The organism is Kribbella sp. CA-293567, assembly GCF_027627575.1.
Lineage (GTDB): Bacteria > Actinomycetota > Actinomycetes > Propionibacteriales > Kribbellaceae > Kribbella.
This window is the reverse complement of record NZ_CP114065.1, coordinates 5,347,250-5,372,449: the sequence shown is the minus strand read 5'-3', so window position 1 is coordinate 5,372,449 and position 25,200 is coordinate 5,347,250. Positions and strand designations below refer to the sequence as shown.

At 68.6% G+C, this 25,200-nt stretch carries 25 protein-coding genes; 15 read left to right on the top strand and 10 right to left on the bottom strand.

The window, feature by feature from the left end:
* The first annotated feature begins 31 nt into the window (after positions 1-31).
* Positions 32-658: an MOSC domain-containing protein gene (locus tag OX958_RS24685; RefSeq protein WP_270131756.1), complete on the top strand. Its 627-nt coding sequence runs from the start codon at positions 32-34 to the stop codon at positions 656-658.
* A 32-nt stretch (positions 659-690) separates the two neighbouring features.
* Here OX958_RS24685 and OX958_RS24680 read toward each other — a convergent pair whose 3' ends face one another.
* Genes OX958_RS24680 through kduI form a run of 3 tightly spaced genes read right to left on the bottom strand, consistent with a single transcriptional unit; the run spans position 691 to position 3,103 of the window.
* Entirely contained in the window at positions 691-1,455 is a 765-nt protein-coding gene (locus tag OX958_RS24680; protein WP_270131754.1) for an IclR family transcriptional regulator, read from the bottom strand.
* A gap of 11 nt (positions 1,456-1,466) precedes the next feature.
* The gene (locus OX958_RS24675; protein WP_270131752.1) at positions 1,467-2,267 is read right to left on the bottom strand and encodes an SDR family oxidoreductase; all 801 of its coding nucleotides are present in this window, start codon (positions 2,265-2,267) and stop codon (positions 1,467-1,469) included.
* On the bottom strand, positions 2,264-3,103 hold the full coding sequence (gene kduI / locus OX958_RS24670; protein WP_270131751.1) for a 5-dehydro-4-deoxy-D-glucuronate isomerase: 840 nt from the start codon (positions 3,101-3,103) through the stop codon (positions 2,264-2,266). Before kduI ends, OX958_RS24675 begins: the two co-directional genes overlap by 4 nt.
* A 185-nt stretch (positions 3,104-3,288) precedes the next feature.
* Between kduI and OX958_RS24665 the strand changes: the two genes are divergently transcribed.
* From OX958_RS24665 to OX958_RS24650, 4 genes are all read left to right on the top strand, one after another.
* Positions 3,289-4,803 (top strand): sodium:solute symporter family protein, encoded by a 1,515-nt coding sequence (locus OX958_RS24665; RefSeq protein ID WP_270131750.1) that lies wholly within the window; start codon positions 3,289-3,291, stop codon positions 4,801-4,803.
* Between the two features lie 57 nt (positions 4,804-4,860).
* The gene (locus OX958_RS24660; protein WP_145808799.1) at positions 4,861-5,046 is read left to right on the top strand and encodes a tautomerase family protein; all 186 of its coding nucleotides are present in this window, start codon (positions 4,861-4,863) and stop codon (positions 5,044-5,046) included.
* 80 nt (positions 5,047-5,126) lie between these two features.
* Positions 5,127-6,152 (top strand): aspartate-semialdehyde dehydrogenase, encoded by a 1,026-nt coding sequence (locus OX958_RS24655; protein WP_270131747.1) that lies wholly within the window; start codon positions 5,127-5,129, stop codon positions 6,150-6,152.
* A 235-nt stretch (positions 6,153-6,387) separates the two neighbouring features.
* A complete protein-coding gene (locus tag OX958_RS24650) occupies positions 6,388-8,223 on the top strand; it encodes an AMP-dependent synthetase/ligase (protein WP_270131745.1) in 1,836 nt (611 codons plus the stop codon).
* 108 nt (positions 8,224-8,331) lie between these two features.
* Here OX958_RS24650 and OX958_RS24645 read toward each other — a convergent pair whose 3' ends face one another.
* Complete coding sequence (locus OX958_RS24645; protein ID WP_270131743.1) at positions 8,332-9,369, bottom strand: NAD(P)-dependent alcohol dehydrogenase; 1,038 nt, start codon at positions 9,367-9,369, stop codon at positions 8,332-8,334.
* A gap of 95 nt (positions 9,370-9,464) precedes the next feature.
* On the opposite strand from OX958_RS24645, the gene OX958_RS24640 reads away from it, so the two are divergent.
* Positions 9,465-10,052, top strand: coding sequence for a TetR family transcriptional regulator (locus OX958_RS24640; RefSeq protein WP_270131741.1), 588 nt, complete (start codon positions 9,465-9,467; stop codon positions 10,050-10,052).
* 80 nt (positions 10,053-10,132) lie between these two features.
* Complete coding sequence (locus OX958_RS24635; RefSeq protein WP_270131740.1) at positions 10,133-10,339, top strand: hypothetical protein; 207 nt, start codon at positions 10,133-10,135, stop codon at positions 10,337-10,339.
* A 67-nt stretch (positions 10,340-10,406) separates the two neighbouring features.
* On the opposite strand, the gene OX958_RS24630 is transcribed toward OX958_RS24635, so the two are convergent.
* Positions 10,407-11,084, bottom strand: coding sequence for a hypothetical protein (locus tag OX958_RS24630; protein WP_270131738.1), 678 nt, complete (start codon positions 11,082-11,084; stop codon positions 10,407-10,409).
* Between the two features lie 121 nt (positions 11,085-11,205).
* Between OX958_RS24630 and OX958_RS24625 the strand changes: the two genes are divergently transcribed.
* Genes OX958_RS24625 through OX958_RS24615 form a run of 3 tightly spaced genes read left to right on the top strand, consistent with a single transcriptional unit; the run spans position 11,206 to position 13,552 of the window.
* A complete protein-coding gene (locus OX958_RS24625) occupies positions 11,206-12,393 on the top strand; it encodes a CE1758 family FMN-dependent luciferase-like monooxygenase (RefSeq protein WP_270131736.1) in 1,188 nt (395 codons plus the stop codon).
* Complete coding sequence (locus OX958_RS24620; protein ID WP_270131734.1) at positions 12,393-12,860, top strand: MarR family winged helix-turn-helix transcriptional regulator; 468 nt, start codon at positions 12,393-12,395, stop codon at positions 12,858-12,860. The genes OX958_RS24625 and OX958_RS24620 overlap by 1 nt, the downstream gene beginning before the upstream one ends.
* Positions 12,857-13,552 carry a CE1759 family FMN reductase gene (locus OX958_RS24615; RefSeq protein ID WP_270131732.1) on the top strand — a complete coding sequence of 232 codons (696 nt, stop codon included), beginning with the start codon at positions 12,857-12,859 and terminating at the stop codon, positions 13,550-13,552. The genes OX958_RS24620 and OX958_RS24615 overlap by 4 nt, the downstream gene beginning before the upstream one ends.
* A gap of 538 nt (positions 13,553-14,090) precedes the next feature.
* Here OX958_RS24615 and OX958_RS24610 read toward each other — a convergent pair.
* The 4 genes from OX958_RS24610 to OX958_RS24595 all read right to left on the bottom strand — a co-directional run bounded on the left by OX958_RS24610 (position 14,091) and on the right by OX958_RS24595 (position 18,181).
* Positions 14,091-16,178 (bottom strand): peptidoglycan DD-metalloendopeptidase family protein, encoded by a 2,088-nt coding sequence (locus OX958_RS24610; RefSeq protein ID WP_270131731.1) that lies wholly within the window; start codon positions 16,176-16,178, stop codon positions 14,091-14,093.
* A 203-nt stretch (positions 16,179-16,381) separates the two neighbouring features.
* Positions 16,382-16,573, bottom strand: a complete 192-nt coding sequence (locus tag OX958_RS24605) for a hypothetical protein (protein WP_270131730.1) — start codon at positions 16,571-16,573, stop codon at positions 16,382-16,384.
* A 94-nt stretch (positions 16,574-16,667) separates the two neighbouring features.
* A complete protein-coding gene (locus tag OX958_RS24600) occupies positions 16,668-17,180 on the bottom strand; it encodes a pyridoxamine 5'-phosphate oxidase family protein (RefSeq protein WP_270131729.1) in 513 nt (170 codons plus the stop codon).
* An 86-nt stretch (positions 17,181-17,266) separates the two neighbouring features.
* A complete protein-coding gene (locus tag OX958_RS24595) occupies positions 17,267-18,181 on the bottom strand; it encodes a MurR/RpiR family transcriptional regulator (RefSeq protein ID WP_270131727.1) in 915 nt (304 codons plus the stop codon).
* A gap of 222 nt (positions 18,182-18,403) precedes the next feature.
* Between OX958_RS24595 and OX958_RS24590 the strand changes: the two genes are divergently transcribed.
* The 3 genes from OX958_RS24590 to OX958_RS24580 all read left to right on the top strand — a co-directional run bounded on the left by OX958_RS24590 (position 18,404) and on the right by OX958_RS24580 (position 22,556).
* Entirely contained in the window at positions 18,404-19,621 is a 1,218-nt protein-coding gene (locus OX958_RS24590) for a family 16 glycosylhydrolase (protein WP_270131726.1), read from the top strand.
* Between the two features lie 101 nt (positions 19,622-19,722).
* Positions 19,723-20,670, top strand: a complete 948-nt coding sequence (locus OX958_RS24585; protein WP_270131724.1) for a hypothetical protein — start codon at positions 19,723-19,725, stop codon at positions 20,668-20,670.
* Positions 20,667-22,556: a Dyp-type peroxidase gene (locus OX958_RS24580; RefSeq protein ID WP_270131723.1), complete on the top strand. Its 1,890-nt coding sequence runs from the start codon at positions 20,667-20,669 to the stop codon at positions 22,554-22,556. The genes OX958_RS24585 and OX958_RS24580 overlap by 4 nt, the downstream gene beginning before the upstream one ends.
* A gap of 5 nt (positions 22,557-22,561) precedes the next feature.
* Here OX958_RS24580 and OX958_RS24575 read toward each other — a convergent pair whose 3' ends face one another.
* Complete coding sequence (locus tag OX958_RS24575) at positions 22,562-22,969, bottom strand: STAS domain-containing protein (protein WP_270131722.1); 408 nt, start codon at positions 22,967-22,969, stop codon at positions 22,562-22,564.
* A gap of 237 nt (positions 22,970-23,206) precedes the next feature.
* On the opposite strand from OX958_RS24575, the gene OX958_RS24570 reads away from it, so the two are divergent.
* On the top strand, positions 23,207-24,739 hold the full coding sequence (locus tag OX958_RS24570; protein WP_270131720.1) for a SulP family inorganic anion transporter: 1,533 nt from the start codon (positions 23,207-23,209) through the stop codon (positions 24,737-24,739).
* Between the two features lie 65 nt (positions 24,740-24,804).
* The gene (locus OX958_RS24565; RefSeq protein WP_270131719.1) at positions 24,805-24,975 is read left to right on the top strand and encodes a hypothetical protein; all 171 of its coding nucleotides are present in this window, start codon (positions 24,805-24,807) and stop codon (positions 24,973-24,975) included.
* Positions 24,976-25,200: the final 225 nt, after the last annotated feature.

Sequence of the window (25,200 nt, the reverse complement as noted above, 5' to 3'; positions counted from 1 at the left end):
TGGGACCGGTTCGCGGGGGAGCACGGTCGTCATGCGGGTGCTCACGGTGAACGTGGTGGAAGAGCTGATTCCGGGTCCCAAGGACACCGGGTTCACGGCGATCGACAAGCGGCCGCAGAGCCGGCGGGTGCCGGTGGGGGAGCTCGGGCTGGAGGGCGACCGGGTCTGCGACACCAAGAACCACGGCGGGCCGGATCTCGCGGTCTACGCGTACGCCGAGGAGGACGCGCGGTGGTGGAGCGAGCAGCTCGGCCGGGAGATCCCGACGGGGCTGTTCGGGGAGAACCTGCGGACCGAGGGGCTCGACATCACCAACGCGCTGATCGGCGAGGTCTGGCGGATCGGGCCGGAGGTCGAGCTGATGGTCCGGGCGCCGCGGATCCCGTGCATCACCTTCCAGCACCGGATGGAGATCAAGGGCTGGGTCAAGCAGTTCCACCAGGCCGGCTGCCCGGGCACCTATCTCAAGGTGCTGAAGACCGGGACGATCGGCGCCGGTGACAGCATCGAGGTAGTGCACCGGCCCGACCACGAGGTGACCGTCGCGGTGATGTTCGCCGGCCAGGACTCCGCCAAGATGCAGCGCATGCTCGAGTCCGGGGTCGAGCTGATGGACGAACTCCGCGACACCGCTCACCGGGTCGCCGCCCGGGGGTGACCCGCGGCCGGACGACTTCCGGGTGTCGACAGTCAGTGCGTGGGCTCCAGGTAGCCGAGGGCGGCGGAGATCTTGCGGGCCGCCTCGATCGCGGCGGGTGCCATCAGGGCGACCTGGGCGATCGACTGCTCGAGCGACAGGGTCGAGATGCTGACCGCCGCGATCGCCGTACCGGTGTGGTCGTGGATGACGGCGGCGACACAGCGGATGCCGGGCTCGTTCTCCTCGTCGTCCAGCGCGTAGCCGCGAGAGCGGACCTGGGCCAGGTCGGCCTTCAGCGATGCGGCAGTCGTGTGGGTCAGGGGAGTGCGGGCCGGCAGACCGGTGCGGATGACGAGCGCGTCGAGTGCTTCGTCGTCCTTCTCAGCGAGCAGGGCCTTGCCGATCCCGGTGCAGTGCAGCCAGAACGCCTTGCCGACGCGGGATGGCATCCGGTACGGCTTGGGGCCGTCCAGGCGGGCGACGTAGATCGCTTCGTCGCCGTTGAGCAGGCCGACGTGAACCGTGCACCGGGTCTGCGCGACGAGGTCGGCCAGCACCGGCCGGGCGACCGTGGCCAGGTCGACGTTGGTCAGGGCGTGCCCGGCCAGCCGTAGTGCCTTCGGGCCGGGGTGGTACGAACCGTCCTCGGACTGGGCGACGAAGTCGTGCTCGACCAGCGAGGCCATGATCCGGTGGACGGTCGACTTGGCCAGGCCGGTGGCCGTCACCACGTCGGTGAAGCGGGAGTGCTCGAGGACGGCGTCGAGCACCATCAGCGTCTTGTCGATGGCCGAGGGCGAACTCATGTCGCTCATCCTGTCACCTCTTATCTGGCCAGCCAGCCACCGTCGACGGCAAGAACGTGTCCGTTGACGTAGTCGGAGGCCGTGGAGGCCAGGAAAACCGCTGCCCCGACCAGGTCGTCGGGCTGTCCCCAGCGGCCGGCCGGGATGCGGTCGCGGATGGCCGCTTCACGGCCTGTGTCGGCCCGCAGGTCGGTGGTGTTGTCGGTACTGATGTACCCCGGGGCGATCGCGTTGACCTGGACACCGGCCGGTCCCCATTCGTTGGCCAGTGCCTTGGTCAGCCCGGCGACCGCGTGCTTGCTCGCCGTGTACGCCGGGACGGTGATTCCGCCCTGGAAGCTCAGCAGGGAGGCGATCGTGATGATCTTGCCGCCACCTTGCCCGACCATCGCGGCACCGATCGGCCGGGTGACCGCCCAGGTCGAGTTCAGGTTGACGTCGATCACGTGCTGCCAGTCGGCCGCCGCGGTGGCGGCCGCCGGAGCGCGCCGGATGGTGCCCGCGTTGTTGACCAGGATGTCGATCTGCCGGCCTGCCTTTGCCGCATCGGCCACTGCTGCGGTCGCTGCCGCCTCCACCGCGGCGGGGTCGGCGAAGTCGGCCGTCACGATGGTCGCTTCACCGCCGCCACTGAGCTTGATCGCTTCCAGCGTGTCTTCGAGCGCGGCGTCGCGTGCCATCAGGATGAGATCGGCGCCCGCTGCGGCCAGCCCGGCCGCGATGGCGGCTCCGATTCCCCGGCGGGCGCCAGTCACCAGAGCTGTTCGTCCCTTCAGGCTGAAGAGATTCAGCGGCGCCGGGTCGGGCGAACCAGCCGTCACCGCAGATCCTTCACGTCGACGCCGTCCATGTCGGTGAAGGCCTGGTTCTCCCCGGCCATCGCCCAGACGAAGCTGTACGACGAGGTGCCCGCGCCGGAGTGGATCGACCAGCTCGGCGAGATGACCGCCTGGCGATCGGCGATCAGCAGGTGCCGGGTCTCCTCGGGTTCGCCCAGCAGGTGGACGATTCGCTCCGACTCCGGCAGGCCGAAGTACAGGTAGCACTCGGTCCGGCGGTCGTGGGTGTGGGCCGGCATCGTGTTCCAGGTGCTGCCGGCGTGCAGGGTGGTGACGCCGAGCACGATCTGGCAGCTCTTCACGCCGTCGGCGTGGATGTACTGGTCGATGGTGCGGCGGTTCGCGGTCTGCTGGTCGCCCAGTTCGAGCCGGTTGCCCTCGCCGGGCTGCACCAGGGTGGTCGGGAAGTCGGTGTGGGCGGCGGCGGAGAACAGGTAGAACGCCGCGTCGGTGCCCTCGAAGACGACCTCGCGGGCGCCGCGGCCGGCGTACAGGCAGGCGCCGGTGGTGAGCTCGAACTTGGTGCCGTCGACCGTCACGGTGCCGGGGCCGCCGATGTTGACGATGCCGGCCTCGCGACGCTCGAGGAAGAACTCGCTGCGCAGCTCCGGCCAGGTGCCCAGGGTGAGCGGGCCGCTGACCGGGCGGGCGCCGGCCAGCACGATCCGGTCGTGATGGGTGAGCACCGCGGTGATCGTGTCGGCGGTGAACAGGTCATCGACCAGGTACGCCCGGCGCAGCGCGGCGGTGTCGAACCCGGGCACCTGGTCGGGGTGGGTGGCGTGCCGGACCTGGAGGGCTTTCTGCGACGAATTCACAGAACAAGGTTCTATGTAGCGGAACAGTCTGTCAACCGAAGTCCGTGTCGTGGGCTGAAGGGCGTCGATCCGTTGCCGTCTTTGTTCCGCCTCTTGACACTGAGTTCTGGGAGATGGAACCTTCCTTCACATCCCCGCCCTTGGCGGCCAAGCATGCTGGAGGCCAAAATGTTGGAGAACCGTCGATGACCGCGCTCGACTGGACGGTGCTGGCCGGCTATTTCGTGCTGATGGTGCTGATCGGCCTGTGGTCGCGCACCAAGATCAAGACGGTGGTGGACTACTTCACCACCGGCGGCCGGATCCCCTGGTGGTTGTCCGGCATCTCCCATCACATGTCCGGCTACAGCGCGGTCATGTTCGTCGCCTTCGCGGCGGTCGCCTACAACTACGGCATCACGGTGTACGTCTGGTGGGCGCTGTCGATCGGCGTCGGCGTCGGTATCGGGGCGTTCGTCTTCGCCGCTCGCTGGAACCGGCTGCGGGCCAAACACGGTGTCGTCTCGCCCCTGGAATACCTGGCCAGGCGGTACAACCTGCCGACCCAGCAGGTGCTCGCGTACTCCGGGGCCGCGCTCAAGGTGGTCGACATCGCGGCGAAGTGGGTCGCGATCGCCGTCCTGCTGAACGGCTTCACCGGCGTACCGATGCGCTGGGGCATCCTGCTCACCGGCGTGGTGACGATGCTCTACGCGACGCTGGGCGGGCTGTGGGCCGACGTGCTCACCGACTTCGGCCAGTTCATCATCCAGGCCGCGGCCGGGATCGCGATGTTCGTCGGCGTACTGACCCACCTGGACGGCATCCCGACGCTGTGGAAGATGTGGGACCAGTTACCCGAGGGGCACGGTGACGCGCTGAACGGGCCGTACACGCCGATCTTCCTGATCGCCTTCCTGTTCATCAAGACGTTCGAGTACAACGGCGGCATGTGGAACCTCGCGCAGCGCTACATGGCCGCGCCGTCCGGTTCCGAGGCGAAGCGGTCCGCGCTGCTCTCGTCGTTCCTGTGGCTGGTCTGGCCGCTGATCCTGTTCATTCCGATGTGTGCCGCGCCGCTGCTGGTACCGGACCTCGCCAAGCCCGAGCAGTCGTACGTCCAGCTCGCGCAACTGCTGCTGCCGAGCGGCCTGATCGGGCTGGTACTGGCCGGCTTCTTCTCGCACACGATGGCGATGGTCGCCTCCGACGCGAATGTCATCTCCTCGGTGATCACCCGCGACATCGGCCCGGTGCTGGTGCCCAAGCTGCGCCGGCTGTCCGACGTGGCGACGCTGAAGTTCGCCCGGATCACCACCTTCACCTTCGTCACGATCAGCATGCTGATCGCGATCATCACCGGTGGCCAGGGCGTCGTACTGAAGATCGTCGTGGACCTGGTGGCCGCGACCATGGGACCGATCTCGATCCCGCTGATGCTCGGTCTGCTGCCGTGGTTCCGGCGCTCGGGGTCCCGGGCGGCGATCGCCTCCTGGGCGGCCGGCCTGATCGTCTGGGCGGTGGTCAAGTGGGGCATCGGTTCCACCGACACCACCATGGTGGTCGCGTTGCCGCTGGCAACTTCCCTGGTCGTGTACGTCGGTCTCGGGTTGCTGATGCCGGAACGCCGGGAGTCGGTGGACGAACTGCTCGAGTCGCTGAACACCGATCCGGACGAGAGTGACGAGGTGCTCGCCAGGCGAGCGACCGCGATCGGCTGACCCGAAATCTGGAACAATGTTTCACGACGCAGAACAAACCCACTCCTGAGGAGCCTCATGCCGAACATCACCGTCGAACTGCTCTCCGGTCGCACCCTCGACCAGCGCCGCGAGTTCGTCGCCGCCGTCACCGACTCCGCGATCGCGATCCTCGGCGCCAAGCGCGAGGCGGTCCGGATCGTCTTCACCGAGATCGAGAAGTCGGACGTCGCCAACGGCGGGGTCCTGGTCTCCGACAGCTGAGCTGGGTCCGTCCCGGCCGGCCGTGCACCGAATGGTGGACGGCCGGCCGGTCGGCGGAGCCCTTCTACTAGGCTGTTTTCATGCGAGTAGGAGTGTTCGGAGCAACCGGTCAGGTCGGCGGCGTGATGCGGCAACTGCTGGTGGAGCGAAAGTTCCCGGTCGACGAGATCCGGTACTTCGCCTCCGCCCGGTCGGCCGGGAGCCCGTTGATGTACGGCGACGAGAAGGTCACCGTCGAGGACTCGGCCACGGCCGACTTCTCCGGTCTCGACCTGGCGCTGTTCTCCAACGGGAAGACGGCCTCCAAGGAGCTCGCGCCGAAGGTCGCCGCGACCGGCGCGATCGTGGTCGACAACTCCTCCGGCTGGCGAATGGACCCGGAGGTCCCGCTGGTTGTTGCCGAAGTCAACCCCGGCGACCTCGACCACCTGCCGAAGGGGATCGTCGCGAATCCCAACTGCACCACGATGGCGGCCATGCCGGTGCTGGCGCCGCTGCACCGCGAGGCGCGGCTCACGCGCCTGATCGTCTCGACCTACCAGGCCGTCTCCGGCTCGGGTGGCGTCGGCGTACGGGAGTTGGAAGAGCAGACCCAGGCACTGGTTTCAGGTGCCGGCCGGCTGGCTCAGGGGACCGAAGGAATCACGCTCCCGCAGCCGCAGGTCTACGCCGGCCCGATCGCCTTCAACGTGCTGCCGCTGGCCGGGGCGATAGTTGCCGATGGCACCGGTGAGACCGACGAGGAGCAGAAGCTCCGCAACGAGAGCCGCAAGATCCTGCATCTCCCGGAGCTCCTGGTGGCCGGCACGTGTGTGCGGGTGCCGGTCTTCACGGGTCACTCGCTCAGCATCCACGCCGAGTTCGCCGACCCGATCACCCCCGAGCGCGCGACCGAACTGCTGGCCGCCGCTCCCGGTGTCGAGTTGGCCGAACTGCCCACCCCGCTGCACGCCGCAGGCAACGACCCGTCGTACGTCGGGCGCATCCGTCAGGACCAGTCGGTCCCCGGTAACCGCGGCCTGGTCCTGTTCGTCTCCAACGACAACCTGCGCAAGGGCGCGGCCCTCAACGCGGTTCAGATCGCGGAGCTTCTTCAGCAGCGGTAGAAGGCGTAGGTGCCGGTGGCGGGCTACCAGGGGCTTGTCGAGCTTTGTCACCATCGGGGTGCGGAGCAGTGGGCGGCACGCCTCCGAAGAGGACTGACAGTGAGGTCAGCGCCACCTAGCGTGGGCGCATGTTGCGGAAACGTGATCGAGATGGTGCCGCTGGGCACGCGAGGACCATGGTCAGCGCTGGCTCAGCCCATTACTGTTCGGTTACTTGACCTTGTGGAGGCCAATCATGAAGCCCGTTGCCGACGGTCCCCAGCTCGCGCTGCTGAGCAATCGCAAGGAACACCTCGCGCAGATGTTCCTCGACCGCGTCGCCGCGACGCCTGATCAGGAGGCGTTCCGAGCCCCCTCCGCCGACGGTTGGCAGACCGTCACCTGGCGGCAGACCGAGGACGTCGTACGGCGTCGCGCCGCGGGGCTGGTCGCGCTCGGCGTCGAGCCGGAGCAGCGGGTCGGTATCGCCGCGAACACCCGGCTGGAGTGGGTGCAGTGCTACCTCGCGTCGGTGCTCGCCGCCGCCGCGACCACGACGATCTACCCGACCACGATGGCGAGCGACGTCGCGTACATCGTCGCCGACGCCGAGGTGCAGGTCGTCTTCGCCGAGGACGCCAGCCAGGTAGACAAGCTGCGCGAGCACAAGTCCGAGACGCCGTCGGTGCGCAAGGTGGTGCTGATCGACGGCTCGCCGGACGAGCGGGACGGCGACTGGGTGATCACGCTGGCCGCGCTCGACGAGCTCGGCGCGAAGCAGCTCGAGGCGCAGGCCGACACGGTCGACGCGCGGGTGGCGCAGGTGCTGCCCGAACACCTCTGCACCCTCGTCTACACCTCCGGCACCACCGGCCGGCCGAAGGGCGTGCGACTGCCGCACTCGGTCTGGACGTACGAGGGCGCTGCCGTCGAGGGCATCCGGGTGCTCAGCCCGGACGACCTGCAACTGCTGTGGCTGCCGCTGTCCCACGTGTTCGGGCAGGTGCTGCTGGCGGTGCAGTTCCAGATCGGCTTCGCGACCGCGATCGACGGACGGGTCGACAAGATCGTCGAGAACGCCGCCGTCGTCCAGCCGACCTTCATGGCGGCCGCGCCGCGCGTCTTCGAGAAGGCGCACGGCCGGATCGTGACGATGATGGAGGCCGAGGGCGGGATCAAGGCCAAGCTGTTCCACTGGGCCTTCGGGGTCGGCGCGCAGGTGTCGGCGCTGCGGCAGCAGGGCAAGGAGCCGGGCGGCGTCCTCGCGGCGCAGTACTCGCTGGCGGACAAGCTCGTGCTGTCGAAGATCCGCGCCCGGTTCGGTGGCCGGATCCGCTTCTTCGTCTCGGGGTCGGCGGCCCTGGACAAGAAGCTGGCCGAGTGGTTCCACGCGGCCGGACTGCTGATTCTCGAGGGCTACGGCCTGTCGGAGACGGCGGCCGGGTCATCGCTGAACCGGCCGGACCAGTACCGGCTCGGCAGCGTCGGGCCGATCTTCCCGGCGGCCGAGTTCAAGATCGCCGAGGACGGCGAGATCCTGATCAAGGGCCCCGGCGTGATGAGCGGGTACCACAACCTGCCCGAGCAGACCGCCGAGGTGATCGACGCCGACGGCTGGTTCCACACCGGTGACATCGGGCACTTCGAGGACGAGTTCCTCTTCATCACCGACCGCAAGAAGGATCTCTTCAAGACCTCCGGCGGCAAGTACGTCGCGCCGCAGGTGATCGAGGGACGCTTCAAGATGATCTGCCCGTACGCGAGCCAGTTCCTCGTGCACGGCCACCAGCGCAACTTCGTCAGCGCGCTGGTGACGCTGGACCCGGAGGCCATCCAGGTCTGGGCGGACGCGAACGGCCTGGCCGGCAAGTCGTACGCCGAGATCGTCACCTCGGACACCGCCCGCAAGCTGGTCCAGGGCTACGTGGACGAACTCAACGCCGGGCTGAACCGGTGGGAGACGGTCAAGAAGTTCACCATCCTCGACCGCGACCTGACGGTTGAGGGCGGCGAGATGACGCCCAGCCTGAAGCTGAAGCGGAAGTACGTCGAGACGACGTACGGCGACCTGCTGGACAAGATGTACGACTGAGTTCGCGCGGGCTCCTGCGTCGCCTGCTTGGCGTGCGTGGGAGCCCGTTGTCGCGGGGTGCTGTGGTTAACACCCGCGCCCGCGCCTTCGTCGCGCCCCGCGCTCACCTCAACCCAGATCCGCCAGATCAAGGACGAACCGGTACCGCACGTCGTTGCGTCGCAGCCGTTCGAGTGCCTCGTTGATCTCGCCGGACGGGAGCACCTCGACGTCGGCTGTGACTCCGTGGGTTGCGCAGAACTCGAGCAGCTCGGCAGTCGCGGGGCGCCCGCCGCTGCCGGAGGAGCTGAGTTTCTTGCGGCCGACCAGCAGATCCATCACCTCGACTGTGATGGTTCCGAGGTCGCCGACCTGGGTGAGGGTGCCGTCCATTGCGACCAGGCGGAGGTAGGGGCTGAGGTCGTGTGGGGCGGCGATCGTGTCGATCACGACGTCGAAGGTGTCGCGGGCCTCGGCCAACTGCTCGGCATCGGTGGAGAGCAGCAGTTGTGAGGCGCCCAGGCGGCGGGCGTCTTCTGCTTTGTCGGCGGTGCGGCTGATGACCGACGTGGTGGCGCCGAGGGCTACGGACAGCTTCACCGCGAGGTGGCCCAATCCGCCCAGTCCGGCGACGGCGACTCGGCTGCCGGGGCCGACGCCGAGGGCCCGCAGTGGCTCCCAGACGGTGATTCCGGCACACAGCAGCGGTGCCGCGCCGGCCGGGCCGAGGCCCGCAGGGAGGTGGTAGGCGAAGCGATCGCGTACGACGTACTCGCGCGCATAGCCGCCGAGGGTGGTCGAGCCGTCATGGCGGTCGGTGCCGCCGTAGGTCAGGGTGGGGAACTCGTGGCAGAAGTTCTCCTGGCCCGCGCGGCACATCGGGCAGACTCCGCACGAGTCGACGATGTTGCCTACAGCAACCGCATCGCCGGGAGAGAAGTCGTTGACCTCCGCACCCACCTCGGTCACCACGCCGGTGAACTCGTGGCCGGGCACCAGGCGCGCCGCGCCGTCGTGATGCCCGAGCGAGTGCAGGTCGGTATGGCAGACGCCGCAGAAGTCGATTCGGACTGCGAGGTCGTCCGGCCGGAGTTCGCGGCGCTCGAACGACGTCTTCCGGACCCGCCCGGTAGTTCCGTCGGCTTTCCAGCCCAAGGTCGATCGCATCGGACACTCCTTCGAAACAGACTGTTTGGTCTATTTGACCGTACGTCGCTCCTCCTGGATACGCAAACCAACTGGTCTGTCTGTAAACTGGCGTGATGGCTGAGCAACCGACCAGCGCACGCGGCGTCGCGACGTACCAGCGGATCTTGGAGGTGGCGACGGCAGAGTTCGCGCTGCACGGCATCGCCGGGGCGCGAGTCGACCGGATCGTGGCTGCGGCCCGGACGAACAAGGCGCAGCTCTATACGTACTTCGGCAACAAGGACCAGTTGTTCGACACGATCTTCCTCGAATCGCTGGAGCGCATCACCAACGTCGTACCGATCGATGCCGGTGACCTCGCGGACTGGGCCACCCGGCTGTACGACGAGTATCTGCGCCGCCCCGACCTGATCCGGCTGGCCACCTGGATGCGCCTCGAGCGACGCCCGGTGGGCCATCTGGTCGATGTGCACACGCAGTACGACGACCACAAGTTGCGGGTCATCGCCGAGGCCCAGGCAGCCGGCCGGGTGGTGGCCGGCGATCCGTTCGACGTCATGACGATGGTGATCGCGATCTCGATGGCCTGGTCACCGGTCAGCAACGTCTACGCGGCGACCGCCGACGAGTCGCCCGCGACGCACCAGCAGCGCCGCGATCTCATCCGGCTCTGCGTCGAGCGCGCGATCTCCGTCCCCTGACCGGCGGCCCTTCGATTTAAGGCTGTCTGAAGGTCCCCGCGGATCCTGGTGTCGTCCGGGATCACGAGGAGGGGATGGTCATGAACAGTGTGGAGACCGAGGGGACAGCGGTGCGGCAGGTGCGGCCGAAGCTGCGCTTTCCGATGATGGCGAACGAGCAGGGCGGGATCGGGGGTGTGCACCTCGGCGACGTCTGCCACAACCACGTACTGACCGAGGTGTACGCCGACTTCGACGGTGAGGGGCACCTGGTCGAGCTGCACACGCACGACATCGGCAGCTGCTGAGCACAGCAGTCGGACGGCGATCGGGTACCTCGGCAACCATCGTGCGAGGTACCCGATCGGCGTGGGCTCAGCTGGGGAAACGAGGCTCGTAGTTGCGGGTGACGTCGCGGATCTTGCGGTAGCCGAACGTGCCGAGGACCACCGCGGTCGCGATGGCGGCCAGGACGCCGATGACGGTTCGCAGTACGACGCCGCCGCCCGCGGCGTCGCAGATCATCGCGCCCAGCGCGCCGACGACGACGGCGTTGATGATGCCGACGACGACCGGGGAGCCTGACAGCCAGTGGGTCAGGCCGACCTTGTTGCGGAAGCTGTACGTGGTGAGGATGCCCCGCGGGTCGTCGTGGTGGCTGGTGACGAAGTACGGCTCCAGTTCCGGGGCCAGTTCGAGGTAGGCGTGCCGCAGCCGGTTCATGCCGATGATCAGCCAGGAGTCCTCGATGTCCGCCTCGATCAGGCGGAAGTAGGTTCCGATACCGATCAGCAGCGTCACCGGGAGCACCACGAGTGCGAAGGTCAGGAAGTCCTGGCCGAAGCCGTTCGCGTTGGCCACCAGGGACAGCGCCACGACGGTGGCCGACAGGACGGTCAGGTAGGTGTTGGTCCGGCTGAAGATCTCGGTCCACGTCATGCCGCGGGTGGCGAGCAGGCTCCAGTGCTCGGTGGCGAGGAAGTGGGCGTGGGGTTTGTCGATCTCGAGGCCCGCCAAGGTTGACGGGGGCTCGACCGGCGGTTGGTGGCTCATGCGCTCGCTCCCAGAAGTCGTTGGGCTCACCGTACTTGGCGCCGGGAATACCTGCGCGGTCATGTTGTTCAACTACATGCGCAGTCATGCAGTTCGCGGACGCGCCTGTCAGGAGGACGAGATGCAGTTCGGAGTGTTCACGGTCGGCGACATCGCGCCGGACCCGACGACCGGGTACACCTACAGCGAGGCTGAGCGGATCGACAACATGATCCGGGTGGCGCAGCGGGCCGACGAGGTCGGGCTGGACGTGTTCGCGCTGGGGGAGCACCACAACCCGCCGTTCGTACCGTCGTCGCCGACGACGTTGCTGGCGTTCATCGCCGCGCAGACCCGGCGGATCACGCTGAGCACCTCGGTGACGCTGATGACCACGAACGACCCGGTCAAGCTCGCCGAGGACTACGCGATGCTCCAGCACGTCGCCAAGGGCCGGCTGGACCTGATGGTCGGGCGTGGCAACACGGTGCCGGTCTATCCGTGGTTCGGCAAGGACATCCGGCAGGGCGTGGCCCTGGCGCTGGAGAACTACAACCTGCTGCACCGGTTGTGGCGTGAGGACGTGGTCGACTGGGAGGGCAAGTTCCGGACGGCGCTGCAGGGGTTCACCTCGACGCCGCGCCCGCTGGACGACGTACCGCCGTTCGTCTGGCACGGTTCGATCCGGACACCGGAGATCGCCGAGCAGGCGGCCTTCTACGGCAACGGCTTCTTCGCCAACCACATCCTGGCGCCGAACTTCCACTTCAAGCCGCTGGTGGACTTCTACCGGCAGCGGTTCGAGCACTACGGGCACGGCACCGCCGCGCAGGCGATCGTCGGGCTCGGCGGGATGTCGTTCATCGCCAAGCGTTCGCAGGACGCGGTGAACACCTTCCGGCCGTACTTCGAGAGCTACCCGATCTTCCGTGGTTCGCGGCTCGAGGACCACATGGCCGGCACCCCGCTGACCGTCGGCAGCCCGCAGCAGGTCATCGACAAGGTGCTGACCTTCCAGGAGGGCTTCGGCGACTACCAGCGGCAGCTCTTCGCGGTCGACGGTCTCGCGCTGCCGATCGAGCTGGCGCTCGAGCAGGTCGAGCTGCTCGGCACGGAGGTCGTCCCCGTGCTGCGGAAGGAGCTGGAGTCACGCAGGGCGCCCGGCGTACCGGATGCACCTACGCACGGCTCGCTGGTACTGGCGAAGTACGGCGACGCCGAACCGCGTCAGCCCCGGCCGAACCCGAACCGTGGCGACAACCTGTCCGGCACCTCGCCGTACCAGGACAGCGATCCTGAGGTCGAGGCGAACTTCCCGGAGGCGTTCTGATGGACAGCTCGGCCCGGCTCGCCAACGTGGCCTGGGAGGCGATGTTTCGCGCCCAGGCCACGCTGGCCCGTGACTTCGAGCGTGAGGGTGACTGGGGCGACCTGCTGCCGCGCGAGTACGGCGTGCTGTACGCCCTCTCGGTAGCGCCGGACGGCCTGCGGATCATCGACCTGTGTGAGGACGCTTTGCTAACCCAGGCAGGGGTGTCGCGACTTGTCAGCCGGCTCGAGCGGCGTGGCCTGATCGAACGCAGCGATGATCCTGACGACGGCCGCGCGTTTCGCCTCCGTCTCACCGCGGAAGGGCTGGAAACCCAGCGCCGGGTTGGCCGAGCGCACGCGCGCCAGGTCGCGACGGCAATGAACCGCGCGCTGACCCCCGACCAACTTCGCACACTGCGCGACCTCAGCCTTGCTCTGACGGCAGGAGCAGAGGCAGTCGCGCGACCCGAAAGGAAGACGACATGAACGACACGGCCCGCAGTACTGCGGAGCTGCCGCGCACCATCGCCGTGATCAGCGCGGGGGTCAGCGACCCGTCCTCGACCCGGCTGCTCGCGGACCGGGCGGCGCAGAAGACCCTCGACGCGTTCCGCGCGGCCGGTGTGAGTGCCACGGTCAGCGTCATCGAGCTCGCGCCGATCGCGGTGGAAATCGCGCAGTCGCTCGTCTCCGGAGTACCGAACGCAAAGGTCCAGGCGGCGATCGAGAAGCTCGCCGCGGCCGACGCGATCATTGCCAGTACGCCGGTCTACAAGGCCGCGACCAGCGGACTGTTCAAGTCGTTCGTCGACCTGATCGACAACGACCTGCTGGTCGCCAAGCCGGTCGTCCTCGCCGCGACCGGCGGCACCGCCCGGCACGCGATGGTGGTGGACGACCAACTTCGGCCGCTGTTCGCCTTCCTCCGCGCGATCCCGGTCCCGACCTCTTTGTACGCCGCACCTGAGGACTGGGGTTCGCCTGAACTCGGCCGGCGGATCAGCCGGGCAGCTGGGGAGCTGTCGATGCTTGTGTTGAGTGGTGTGTCAAAGCAGATTGCCGATGACAACTGGTCTGGTTATCAGCACCAGTTTGGTGGGAACGCGACCCGGGCCGAGCGGTCGGTCGCTGATGTTGATTTCGATACTGATCTGATGCGGCTTGCCGCTGGTGGGTGAGGTGTTGCCGGATGGTGATCGTCTCCCGCGCCTGCTCGTCGTCCGCTCCTGCGTCGCATCCTCGTTCGCTGGCTCCCACCCATCCTGGGCGCAGGCTCCTTCGTCGCCTGCTTGATGAAGGCGTGGCGCTGAGGCCCAGCGTTGCGTGGCGGCCATGGTGGCGTCGGCCCAGTGCTGATTGGCAGGCGAGGTTGGTGTCGGCCCAGTGCTGATTGGCAGGCGAGGTGGTGGTGTCGGTCCAGTGCTGGGTGGGAGACGAAGTACTGCTGTCGGCCCCGCGCCACGTGGCAGGCAACGTAGTGGTTGGGGATGCGCGCTGAGTGCAGGTTGTGATGGGTCGGCCCAGTGTGGCGGCAGACCCGGCCCTGTATCGCTTGGCAGGCAGCGTGGTGGTTGGCGATGTGCGCTGCCTGCGGGCCGTGGTGTGTCGGATCGCCAACGACGGCTACCAATCCGCTCTGTCCCGGCACTCAACCCACGCCCAAGGCCACCCTCTCAGTGGTGGCTGAGAAGGTGGCCTGGGTAGACGAGATGCTGATCAGCAGTTCGTGGCTGTGTAAGTCTGGCCGCGGAAGAAGGCGTTGCCGGGGATGCCGCAGATGACCGGGTTGCGGTTGAGGCCGGACATGAAGCCGCCGGAGGTGATCGGGTTGGCCGCGTCGTACGGGACCGAGACCTCGAAGTGCAGGTGGTTGCCGTCGGCCTGGCCGACTTCGTCTTCGAGGCCCAGGACGGTGCCGGCGGTGACGGTGTCGCCGACCTTGTGGCCGCGGCTGGTGACCGAGCCGGTGCGGACGTGGCTGTACTTGCTCCACTCGCCGTCCGGGTGCTCGATCCAGACGTAGTTGTTGTCGGACGTCGGCTCGGCGTTGGTGTCGACGATGTACCTGATCACGCCACCCCGGGCGGCCGCGAGTTCGTAGTCCGGACCGGCCTGGACCCCGGACATGTCGATCCGTCCGAGCGGGTTGTGGGCGAGCAGGTCGTTGGTCACCTTGACCGTGGTGCCGGTCTTGTAGCCGATCCGGTACTCACCGGTCGACATCGACGGTCCACCGAACCGGTCGTTGGCCTGGGCGACGCCGTGGATGCCGTTGCTGTCCTGGGTCCAGACCTGGTCGGTGGCCGTGGAGAGAAACCCCGTCGTTCCGTACAGCACGTTGACCGCGCCACCGCTCGACTTGGTGTCGACCGCTTCGCCGGGGGCACCGGCCGCGAGGTCGGAGCGGCCGTTGCCGTCGAAGTCGCCGGCTGCCAGCGCGTAGCCGAGATAGTCGCCGGCTTCGGTCGCGCCTTCCATCTTGTTCACGCCTTGGCTGAGTTGCTGGTTGACGGTCGGCAGCAGACCGTTCGGGGCGCCGTACAGGATGGTCAACCGGCCCGCGGCGACGTTGCCGTCGACGATGGTGCCCGGGGCACCGATGGCCAGGTCGTCCCCGCCTGGGCCGTTGAAGTTGCCCGCCGCCAGCGCAGTACCGAACTGGTCACCGGAGGAAGGCGTCCCGCCGTTCAGGAGCCCGGCCCGGGTGAAGATCTGGCTCCAGTTCGCCTGCAGGCCGTCGGCCGTGCCGTAGGTGACGTTGACGGCGCCGGCATCGCGGGTTTCGCCGTCGTTCTCACCCGGTACGCCGACCGCGAGGTCGTCGCGGCCGTCGTCGTTGAAGTCGCCCGCCGTCACCGCGGAGCCGAACAGGTCGTTCGCCTCCCAGTTGCCGGGGACGCCGGCGGTCGACTGGTTCAGGATCTGGTTGCCGGCCGCAACCAGTCCCGTGGTCGAGCCGTAGATGACGTTGACGTTGCCGGCAGCGGCCTGGTCGGCGATCGCTTCGCCGGGAGAACCGACCACCAGGTCGTCGCGGCCGTCGCCGTCGAAGTCTCCGGTGGCGAGCGAGCTGCCGAAGTTGTCGCCGCCCTCGACCTCGCCGGCGATCCCGGGCGAGCCCTGGTGCCAGACCTGGCTGCCGGTGGTCGACAGACCGGTGCGCCCGCCGCGCAGGACGATCACGTTGCCGGCCTGGTTGAAGCCGTCGACGTTCTCCTTGGGAGCGCCGATCGCGAGGTCGTCGCGGCCGTCGTTGTCGAAGTCGCCCGCGGCGACGGCGGTGCCGAATTCGTCGGTCCGCTCGGCGCTGTCGGGCATCCCGGGCGAGGACTGGGTGAAGACCTGGTTGCCGGTGGTGGCCAGCCCGATGGCCGAGCCGTAGAAGATGTTGACCGCGCCGGCGTCGTAGACGTCGGCGCCGGTCGCGCTCTCCACACCCTCGTGCGGTACGCCGACCGCGAGGTCGCCGAACCCGTCGTTGTCGAAGTCGCCGCAGGCGCTGGCGTGACCGAAGGCGTCGCCGCGCTCCGCGACCCCGGCGATGCCGGGATTGTCCTGATTGACCAGCACGTTCTTGGCCGCGGCGACGCCGGCGGCCGAGCCGTAGAGCACGTTCACCGAGCCCGCGCTGTCGAGGTTGCCGACGCTCTCGCCGGGTGCGCCGATCGCGAGGTCGGAGCGGGAGTCGCCGTTGAAGTCGCAGGCCGGGCCGGCGATCGCGTTCGCCGAGGCGAGCTGTGGCTGGCCGAGCACGGCGGCCGCGAGAAGCGCCGCGGCGGCGAGGCCGGTGGTCTGTCGTCTCATCTGTCTGACTCCGATCGAAGAAGGAGCGGGTCCTTCGGAAGTAGCGGAAGCTCTCACCGAGGACTCTGCTGGAGTCGCGCTCCGAGGGCATGAGGGTCGACCCCTCAACTGCGCCTCTGGGGGTGCCCTGGGGGGCACAAGAAAACGCGGGCGGCCGATGTGAACATCGGCCTGGCCCGCGTTACGTCGTACCGGTGCCCGGACTAGACGCCGTGCTCGTTCTCCTGCCGGCGCTGGCGGTTGGAGAAGTCCTTCACGGTCCTTCCCTTCGGGTCGACCACCCGGTCGCCGGTCAGCCCACCACCGGAGCCGGCCGCCTTCTTGGCCTTCCGGCCCGACTGCCAGCCGCCCTGCTCCGGGTCCTGCCCCTTCGTCTTGCCCCTACCGAACGCCATCACGTGATCCCTTCAGCAGTAAGTGACGCCGGATGCTATTGCCGCACCGGCGAGCCGAACAAGGGCTCGCGGCCCGCGTCAGGATCCGTCTTCGTTATGGCTGCTCCTTGGTCGGCAGGTCCACTTCCTCGTTCTCGCCGGGGAACTTGTCGGGGTCGCCGGTGACTGCCGCCCGGACAGCGCCGAGCAGCTTCACGACCTTGCTGCTGGGGCTCGACCAGTACTCCGCGCTGTCGGCGTGCACCTTCAGCAGGATCAGGCCCGGGGTCTCCACCCCGTCGGGGAACCAGGCCTTCAGCGGGGCGGACCAGAGCTGCTCCGCCTTGTGCTTGTCCTCGACCACCTCGGCGGTGCCGGAGATCGAGGTCCACTCGCTGTCCTTGGTGTTGGCGAAGCTCACGTTCACCTGTGGGTTCGCCATCACCTGCTTGACCTTGGCGGAGTCGGCGTAGGCGAAGAACCACAGGTCGCCGTCGAACTCCGTCTCCTGAACCGCCATCGGCCGGGCCAGATGCCGGCCGTCCACGGTCATCGTGGTCAGCATGCACAGTTGCGCGCGGTCGACCAGCTCGGCCACTCGCGCCACTGCGTCTTTGTCGTCAGCCATGGATCTGCACGCCTTCCGTTCTCGGGATTGTGCTCGTGACCGACCGGTACCCAAAGGACCGTGCAACTAGCCGAAGTTGTGCGCCGTCAGGACGGCCGCGGACCCCGGCGGGAACGGCGGGCGATCCGGTGGCCGTCGACGGCGGCTGCGGTTCGGTCCAGTACTTCGACGATCGCGGGGTGGGTGAGCTGGGCGATCCGCGCGTAGACGATGTCGACCAGGAGGAACTGCGCATGCCGATCCGCGGTGGCCTGGGCCTGCTGGTTGCCGCTGGGCGGCGCGGTGGTGAGAAGCAGGCCGGCGCTTCGGGCGAGCGGTGATTCGCGGTCCTGGGTGATTACCACAGTCGTCGTACCGCGGGCTGCCGCCGCATCGATCACCTCGACCGTCTCGGCGACGTGGCCCGAGAACGAGATGCCGACGAAGACGTCACGCTGGTCGGCCTGGGCTGCCGCGATCAGTGCGCTGTGGACGTCGGGCCAGGTCCAGCACGCGACGCCGATCCGGCGTACTCGCAGGCCGAACTCCTCCGCGGTCACGGCGCTGGTCCCGACGCCGAAGAAGTGGCAGTGGCGCGCGCCGACGATCGCCTCGGCGACCTGGTCCACCATGACCGGGTCGAGTCGTTCGGCCGTGGCGACCAAAGCCTGGGTGTTGGCCGACACCAGCACCTCGACGACCCGGTCGAGCGAGTCGTCGGGGTGGAGTTGCCGGCCGATGTCGGTGCTCCACCGGCCGGCCCCGGAGCGGCCGGCTTCCTCGGCGAGCGCGACCCGCAGGTCGGCGTACCGGTGGAGGCCGCAGGCTCGGCTGAACCGCGTGACGGTGCCGGGGGAGGTGCCGGTCCGCTCGGCCAGTTCGACGATGGTCAGGCGGGAGGCGGCGGCCGGCTCGGCCAGGACGAAGTCGGCGATCGTCCGCAACGCGCCCTGCAGTTCGTCGCCGGACTCGCGCAGCCGGCGCAGGACGTCGGACGACGGCGGGGGACCGGAGCTGGCCATCGTCGACTCCTCGTCTGCCGGGTGCGCCGCACGATCATCTCACCTGCCGCGCTGAAAATAATTCTCACCATCTGGGCAGATCGTCAGAAGATTTGAAAAAGACACTCATGAAGTCTTGTCAATCCGCGCCCGGGCCGAGCATCGTGGAGCAACGGCGCCGTCCTTTCGATCGCCGCCGCCTTCACCGGCGGCGGCCCGCCCCCAGAAGGAGCCGATCTCGCTATGCGCATGCCCCGAAAAGCCTTGACCCGCAAGGCTGCCGCCATCCTCACCACCGTGATGGCGGCCGCAGCTCTGACGACCTGGACCGCCACTTCGTCGACCACGATCTCGTCCGCGGCAGGGTCGGCGGCCGACGCCGACTGCGGCATCCTGTTCGACGACTTCCACTACGACTCGATCAGTGACAGCGACTTCCAGGCGCATGGCTGGAACGCACGCTCCGAAACCGGCGGGCCCGGTGTGCCCGGCGCCGCCTGGCTGGCCGGCAATATCTCGTTCGTCAGCTCCGGTGGAGACCAGGTGGCGCAGTTGCGTGCCTCGACCGACGGCTCCGCCGCTGGTACGACGCACTCGGAGTTGCGGCAGACCCAGCAGCGTTTCCGGGAAGGCACCTACGCCACCCGGGTGCACTTCACCGATGCGCCGATCAGCGGACCGGACGGCGACCACATCAACGAGACCGCCTTCACGATCACGCCCCTGCGCTACGACTACGACCCGCTGTACAGCGAACTGGACTTCGCGGAGTACCTGCCGAACGGCGGCTGGGGCGAGACGACCTCGGTCAACTACCACACGAGCTGGTACACCTACCGCGCCGAACCCTGGGACGGGCTCCGGGCGTCGACCGCCACTCGTCGTTCGCTGGCCGGCTGGCACGACATCGTCACCCAGGTCGCCGACGGGCACGTCAGGTACTACGTCGACGGCGTCCTGATCGCCGACCACACGGTGGACGACCAGGGCAATCCTGTCTATCCGCGCCAGGACATGTCGCTGAACTACAACCTCTGGTTCATCGACCTGACCGCGCACACGACCGGCACCAGCGTCTACCAGCAGCAGGTCGACTGGACGTACTACGCCAAGAACGAGGTGGTCTCGCCGTCCGACGCGATCTCGCGGGTGAACGCGCTGCGCGGCGCGAGTACGTCGTTCCGCGACACGCTCGTTGCCGGTGGCAACTGCAATCCGACGACCCCGCCCACCACCCCGCCCACCACCCCGCCGACCACGCCCCCCACCACTCCGCCGACGACCCCGCCCACCAGCCCGCCCGCCAACTGCTCCTCGGCGCCGGCCTGGAACTGGTCGACGGTCTACCTCGAAGGCCGGCGCAGCAAGCACAACAACCGGCTCTGGCAGGCGAACTGGTGGACCCAGGGCTCCGAGCCCGGGCTCACCGCGCAGTGGAAGGACCTCGGCGTCTGCAGTTGAGCGACTGAGTCGCCGGTGGGCGACCGGTTGCCACAAGTTGCAACCGGCCGCCCACCGGCGCTCCTACCGAGAGTGACCGAGGTGGCATAGGGTTCTGGCCCATGAGCTTGGTGGGGAAGTTCGGCACGCCGGGATCGATCCAGGATGTACCGGCCGGCTCGCCGCTGTTCGATCGCTGGCACGACGTGATCGATCGGCTGATCGCGCCGTCGAAGAAGCTCAGTGGATCGGGCGCCTACGTGGATCCGGGTCAGCGTGAGTTCGAGATCGACGCGACCCGGGCCTACACCTGGACCGGCTTCTCGAGGCCGCTGCTGATGAAGCACCGCGACGACCGTACCGCCGCGTTCGCCGCGGGTGAGCAGCGATCGACCCAGATCGAGTACCTCGAGTGGCGGGTGGACCGCGATCCCGACGGCGTCATCGTGCGCGTCACCTTCACCACCGAGACCCCGGAGTACTGGAAGCTGCTCGCCGCGGTCGCGCCGGACCTGGTGCTGGAGCTGTACCGCGAACTGGTCGACCCCGCGGTGACAGCCGCGGACCTTTTCGATGCCAAGGGCAACTACAAACCGCTGAACCGGTGGAACACCACCGACGGCATCGTGCACTACGTGATGCCGATCAACTCGATGAAGGACCTGCTCGGGGTGTCGCAGGAGGTCGAGAAGACCGGTAAGGCGCTCGACGGGTACGACGCCCTGCCGTACGGCCGCGAGACCGGTGCCGACGCCCGGATCAACCTCGATCTCTGGTCGATCACCCGGAAGGGGTACGCCGTCGCCACCGCGGATCCGCCCGGCCCGTTGATGATCGACTGGGACGATTCGGGGTGGACCGATCCCGGCGGTGACCCGGTGGGCGACCACTGGACTGTTGTCCGTGGCGAGCGAGGGGCGGCGTTGCGGGTGGTCTACGAGGTACCGGTGGAAGCTGGATATCGGGTCGGTGAGATCCGCATCGGTGGGCGACCGGTCGACTTCGGCGGACAGCTCGCCGAGCACGTGATCATGTCGGCCCATGGAATCATCGATCGGAGCGGTAGATGAGGCCCGAAGCGGCGAATGCGCTGGCCGCGCTGGCGGAGACCCGGACGGCGCTGTTGTCGGGCATCGAGCTGCCACCGGCCAGTGGCGGCCCGGCGCCCGGCGGGACCGCGGCGCGTCTCGGCCGCGTAGCCGCTGATGCTGCTGCCAGCGAGGCGATCGTCGCCGAGGAGGCCACCGCAGCGAGCGAGCTGTCGGCCGGTGACGCCATGACGACCGGTGCCGACCATCGCGACCTCCCGAAGGAGCAGTCGGCGGGCGGGCGGACTGCTCGGGTGCTGGCCGACGAGCCTGTCTACGACGCCGAGGCCGCCGCCGACATCCAGGGCAACATCGTTCCGGGCTTCAACAAGGACCACCAGGAGTTCCTGTTCCTGCGGTTCGGGGAGCTCGACGACGCCCGCGAGTGGGTCGGCTGGCTGGCGCCCCGGATCACCGCCATGGACGAGGTCCTGGACTTCCGGCGCGAGTTCCGGGCGTTGCGCCTCCGGCTCGGCGTCCGCGAGCCCGGCCTGACCGCCACCTGGACCGCGGTCGCGTTCTCCTTCCCGGCCGTCGCGGCGCTGGCCGGCGACTCCGCCGTACAGGCGTTCGGCGAGCAGAGTTTCCGCCAAGGGCTGGCCGAGCGATCGACGTACCTGGGCGATCCGACCGACCCGGCTCAGCGGGGGCACCGCGCCAACTGGGTCGTGGGTGGTCCCGGCAACGAGGCCGACGCCCTGGTGATCGTTGCTGCTGACAACCCGAAGAGCCTGGCGACCGCGGTGGAGGAGATCCTCGACGAGGCCGATGCCCAGGGCATCACGCTGCTGCATGGTCAGCGCGGTGACACGCTGCCGGGAAACCTGCAGGGACACGAGCATTTCGGGTTCAAGGACGGCATCTCGCAGCCCGGCGTCCGAGGGCGTCGGGCGACCTCGCCGGACGACCACCTCACGCCGCGCTTCCTCGACGCCGACGACCCGCACGCCGAACTCTTCGCGAAGCCCGGCCAGCCGCTGGTGTGGCCCGGACAGTTCCTGCTCGGCGAACCCCGGCAGCATCATCAGGACCCGACGATCCCGGCGCCGCCTTCCAGCGCGTTCCCCGACTGGGCGCGGCGTGGCTCGTACCTGGTCTGCCGGCGCCTCGACCAGGATGTCGCCGGCTTCTGGGACCTGGCCGCGAGCGCCGCCGCGGCGATGGGAACGACGCCGGTCAGGCTCGCCTCGATGCTCGTCGGCCGCTGGCCGAGCGGCGCTCCGCTGCTGCGATCGCCGGAGGCCGACGACGCCGCGCTGGCCGGTGACGAGTTCGCGAACAACCACTTCCTCTTCGACGACGACACCCGCCCGGCCGTCCTGGTCGACCTGCCTGGCTATCCCGGTGACACCCACCGGCCCGCCACCGAGGATCTGCTCGGCCAGGTGTGCCCGTTCGCCGGCCATATCCGCAAGGTCAACCCGCGCGACAGTGGCACCGACTTCGGCGCGCCCGCCGACACCTTCCTGCGGCTGATGCTCCGCCGCGGCATCCCGTACGGCGAACCGCTCGCCGGCGTCACCGATCCTTCCCCCGAGTTGCAGACCGCCGAGCGCGGGCTGCTGTTCGCGGCGTACATGGCGTCGATCGAGGACCAGTTCGAGTTCGTCACCCGCCGCTGGGCGAACTCACCCGTCCAGCCGAACGTCGGTGGCGTCGACCCGATCATCGGTCAGCGCGACCAGCGCGGCGACCGCCGCCGTACGCTCGACCTGCCGGCCGCCGACGGCTCGACCACCACCCTCGAGCTCCCTGAGGACCTGGTCACCCCCACCGGCGGCGGCTACTTCTTCGCCCCACCCATCTCGGCCCTGCAAGGCGTCCTCACCCTCGGGCAGCCGGACGATCAGACCATGGTTGATGGCTGAGTGGGTCAGCGGTCTTCCGGGGTGAAGCCCGGGACGACGGTCTCGACCGGGGCTCCTTCGACCTCGAGGGGGGACGCGAGGCTGGCCACCGCCTCCTCCATCGTGTCGTGCAGCGCGAAGACCTTGTGCAGCTTGGTGATCTTGAAGATCTTCTGCAACCGCGGGCCGGCGGCCACCAGCAGCAGCGCACCGCCTTCGGCCGCGGCCTCCCGGTGGGCGCCGACCAGCACCCCGAGCCCGGTGGAGTCGAGGAACTCGACCCGGCTCAGGTCGACCAGCACCGGACGCGGCCCGAGCACGGCCTTGAGGCCCGCGGTCATCGCCGGCGTGCTCTCCAGATCGAGGTCGCCGGCGACCTCGAGGGTCACGTAGCTGCCGGAATCGCCGGTACGAATGCTCAGAACGTCGCTCACGACGGTGTTCCCCCAAGGCCCGGGCCTGGATGCGGCTGCTGGCAGAACCGCTCGGCCGAGCCTACAGACAGCACCGGATCGCGGGCGGCTCGGCAACCGCGACCGGCGGTAACCTCATCGAGCGCCGATCGCGATCTCCGGCGCGGAGGGGCGGCCGGGGTCCGGCGCTGCCCGGGTAGGGTGGCGGCGCCTCACGGAGCCGGAGGGTCGGCTCCGCACCTTCTGTCTGGAGATCACATGAGTTCGCTGACGCCCGGGTCAGCCATGCCCGGAGCCGAGCCGGCACCTACTGAGCAGGACCTCACCTCGGTCCGGGCCGCGCTGCGCTCACCGCGCCGGCTGCGGACCGAGGTACTGGCCGGTCTGGTGGTGGCGCTGGCGCTGATCCCGGAGGCGATCAGCTTCTCGATCATCGCCGGGGTCGATCCCCGGGTCGGGCTCTTCGCCTCGTTCACGATGGCGGTGTCGATCTCGTTCCTGGGCGGCCGCCCCGCGATGATCTCCGCCGCGACCGGCGCGGTGGCGCTGGTGATCGCGCCGGTGATGCGTGACCACGGCTTCGATCACCTGATCGCCACCGTGCTGCTGGCCGGGGTGCTGCAGATCCTGCTCGGCGTGCTCGGGGTCGCCCGGCTGATGCGGTTCATCCCGCGCTCGGTGATGGTCGGGTTCGTCAACTCGCTGGCGATCCTGATCTTCCTGGCCCAGCTGCCGCACCTGATCGGCGTACCGTGGCTGGTCTATCCGCTGGTGCTGGCCGGCATCGCGGTGATGGTGTTCCTGCCGAAGCTGACCAAGGCGGTCCCCGCGCCGCTGGTCGCCATCCTCGGCGTGACGCTGATCGTGGTGGTCGCGTCGGTGACCGTGCCGACCGTGAGCGACGAGGGCAAACTGCCCGAGAGCCTGCCGTCACTGTTCTGGCCCGACGTCCCCTGGAACCTGGACACGCTGCGCATCATCGCGCCGTACGCCGTCGCGATGGCGCTGGTCGGGCTGCTGGAGTCCCTGATGACCGCCAAGCTGGTCGACGACGTCACCGACACCCGCTCGGGCAAGACCCGCGAGGCCTGGGGACAGGGCGTCTCGAACGTGATCACCGGGTTCTTCGGCGGGATGGGCGGCTGCGCCATGATCGGCCAGACGATGATCAACGTGAAGGCCTCCGGCGCCCGGACCCGGATCTCGACCTTCCTGGCCGGAGTGTTCCTGCTGATCCTGGTGGTCGGTCTCGGTGACCTGGTCGGCGACATCCCGATGGCCGCGCTGGTCGCGGTGATGGTGATGGTCTCGGTCGGCACCTTCGACTGGCACAGCATCCGCCCGCGGACCCTGCGCCGGATGCCGCGCAGCGAGACCCTCGTGATGCTGGCGACGGTGGTGGTCGTCGTCATCACCCACAACCTGGCCATCGGTGTCATCGTCGGCGTCCTGGTCGCGATGGTGCTGTTCGCCCGCCGGGTGGCTCACTTCACCAGCGTCACCACGGTCGCCCGGCCCGACGACGACACCTTGGTGTACGCCGTCAGCGGCGAACTGTTCTTTGCCTCCAGCAACGACCTGGTGTACCAGTTCGACTACCGCGGCGACCCGGCGCACGTGGTGATCGACCTGACCGACTCGCACATCTGGGACGCCTCCACCGTCGCCACCCTGGACGCGATCACCACCAAGTACGCGCGCTACGGCAAGACCGTCGAGATCGTCGGCCTCAACGCTTCGAGCGCCGAGCGCCACGAGCGCCTGGCCGGCAATCTGGGCGCCGACCACTGACCCTGACGGCCGGTAGTGTTCCGTGCCGGGCGCGTCGCGCTCCGTGATCTAGCCGGGGGGCAAGGATGGGGAAGCGGAGTCTCGTCGTAGCGGGAAGTGTCGGGGCGTTGGCGATGGTGCTGGCGACCGGGTGGTACTTCGGGGCGCGGCACGGTGACGGGCCGCTGGGGGAGAGTGGGCTCGGCAACCAGCTCTGTGTGCCGGTCGGACAGGCGAAGGACGTGACCATCGGCTGAGTCGGAGCGGACCTCGCTGGTCGTTCATCTCCGGCGTGGAGATGTCCTCGGCGAGGTTCAGCTGACCGGGGTCCGGGTGGAGTACAAGGCAAGTGGTCGCCGCTACAGCTACGAAGTGGGGCCGGAGACCACCCTTCGTCCTGGCAGGTGTTTCTGAGCCGCCCGAATCGGACACTCCACCGGGCTGACGAGCTGCTTACATCGTTGTAGCGTGGGGCAGGATCG

What these genes read in the sequence shown, in the direction of transcription:
- OX958_RS24600 (WP_270131729.1), bottom strand. Translation starts at nt 17,180, where the DNA reads ATGGCTGACGACAAAGACGCAGTGGCGCGAGTGGCCGAGCTGGTCGAC.
- OX958_RS24585 (WP_270131724.1), top strand. Translation starts at nt 19,723, where the DNA reads ATGAGCTTGGTGGGGAAGTTCGGCACGCCGGGATCGATCCAGGATGTA.
- OX958_RS24645 (WP_270131743.1), bottom strand. Translation starts at nt 9,369, where the DNA reads ATGCGATCGACCTTGGGCTGGAAAGCCGACGGAACTACCGGGCGGGTC.
- OX958_RS24565 (WP_270131719.1), top strand. Translation starts at nt 24,805, where the DNA reads ATGGGGAAGCGGAGTCTCGTCGTAGCGGGAAGTGTCGGGGCGTTGGCG.
- OX958_RS24685 (WP_270131756.1), top strand. Translation starts at nt 32, where the DNA reads ATGCGGGTGCTCACGGTGAACGTGGTGGAAGAGCTGATTCCGGGTCCC.
- OX958_RS24640 (WP_270131741.1), top strand. Translation starts at nt 9,465, where the DNA reads ATGGCTGAGCAACCGACCAGCGCACGCGGCGTCGCGACGTACCAGCGG.
- OX958_RS24595 (WP_270131727.1), bottom strand. Translation starts at nt 18,181, where the DNA reads ATGGCCAGCTCCGGTCCCCCGCCGTCGTCCGACGTCCTGCGCCGGCTG.
- OX958_RS24580 (WP_270131723.1), top strand. Translation starts at nt 20,667, where the DNA reads ATGAGGCCCGAAGCGGCGAATGCGCTGGCCGCGCTGGCGGAGACCCGG.
- OX958_RS24605 (WP_270131730.1), bottom strand. Translation starts at nt 16,573, where the DNA reads ATGGCGTTCGGTAGGGGCAAGACGAAGGGGCAGGACCCGGAGCAGGGC.
- OX958_RS24650 (WP_270131745.1), top strand. Translation starts at nt 6,388, where the DNA reads ATGAAGCCCGTTGCCGACGGTCCCCAGCTCGCGCTGCTGAGCAATCGC.
- OX958_RS24620 (WP_270131734.1), top strand. Translation starts at nt 12,393, where the DNA reads ATGGACAGCTCGGCCCGGCTCGCCAACGTGGCCTGGGAGGCGATGTTT.
- OX958_RS24570 (WP_270131720.1), top strand. Translation starts at nt 23,207, where the DNA reads ATGAGTTCGCTGACGCCCGGGTCAGCCATGCCCGGAGCCGAGCCGGCA.
- OX958_RS24615 (WP_270131732.1), top strand. Translation starts at nt 12,857, where the DNA reads ATGAACGACACGGCCCGCAGTACTGCGGAGCTGCCGCGCACCATCGCC.
- OX958_RS24665 (WP_270131750.1), top strand. Translation starts at nt 3,289, where the DNA reads ATGACCGCGCTCGACTGGACGGTGCTGGCCGGCTATTTCGTGCTGATG.
- OX958_RS24660 (WP_145808799.1), top strand. Translation starts at nt 4,861, where the DNA reads ATGCCGAACATCACCGTCGAACTGCTCTCCGGTCGCACCCTCGACCAG.
- OX958_RS24655 (WP_270131747.1), top strand. Translation starts at nt 5,127, where the DNA reads ATGCGAGTAGGAGTGTTCGGAGCAACCGGTCAGGTCGGCGGCGTGATG.
- OX958_RS24590 (WP_270131726.1), top strand. Translation starts at nt 18,404, where the DNA reads ATGCGCATGCCCCGAAAAGCCTTGACCCGCAAGGCTGCCGCCATCCTC.
- OX958_RS24680 (WP_270131754.1), bottom strand. Translation starts at nt 1,455, where the DNA reads ATGAGCGACATGAGTTCGCCCTCGGCCATCGACAAGACGCTGATGGTG.
- OX958_RS24630 (WP_270131738.1), bottom strand. Translation starts at nt 11,084, where the DNA reads ATGAGCCACCAACCGCCGGTCGAGCCCCCGTCAACCTTGGCGGGCCTC.
- OX958_RS24625 (WP_270131736.1), top strand. Translation starts at nt 11,206, where the DNA reads ATGCAGTTCGGAGTGTTCACGGTCGGCGACATCGCGCCGGACCCGACG.
- OX958_RS24610 (WP_270131731.1), bottom strand. Translation starts at nt 16,178, where the DNA reads ATGAGACGACAGACCACCGGCCTCGCCGCCGCGGCGCTTCTCGCGGCC.
- OX958_RS24635 (WP_270131740.1), top strand. Translation starts at nt 10,133, where the DNA reads ATGAACAGTGTGGAGACCGAGGGGACAGCGGTGCGGCAGGTGCGGCCG.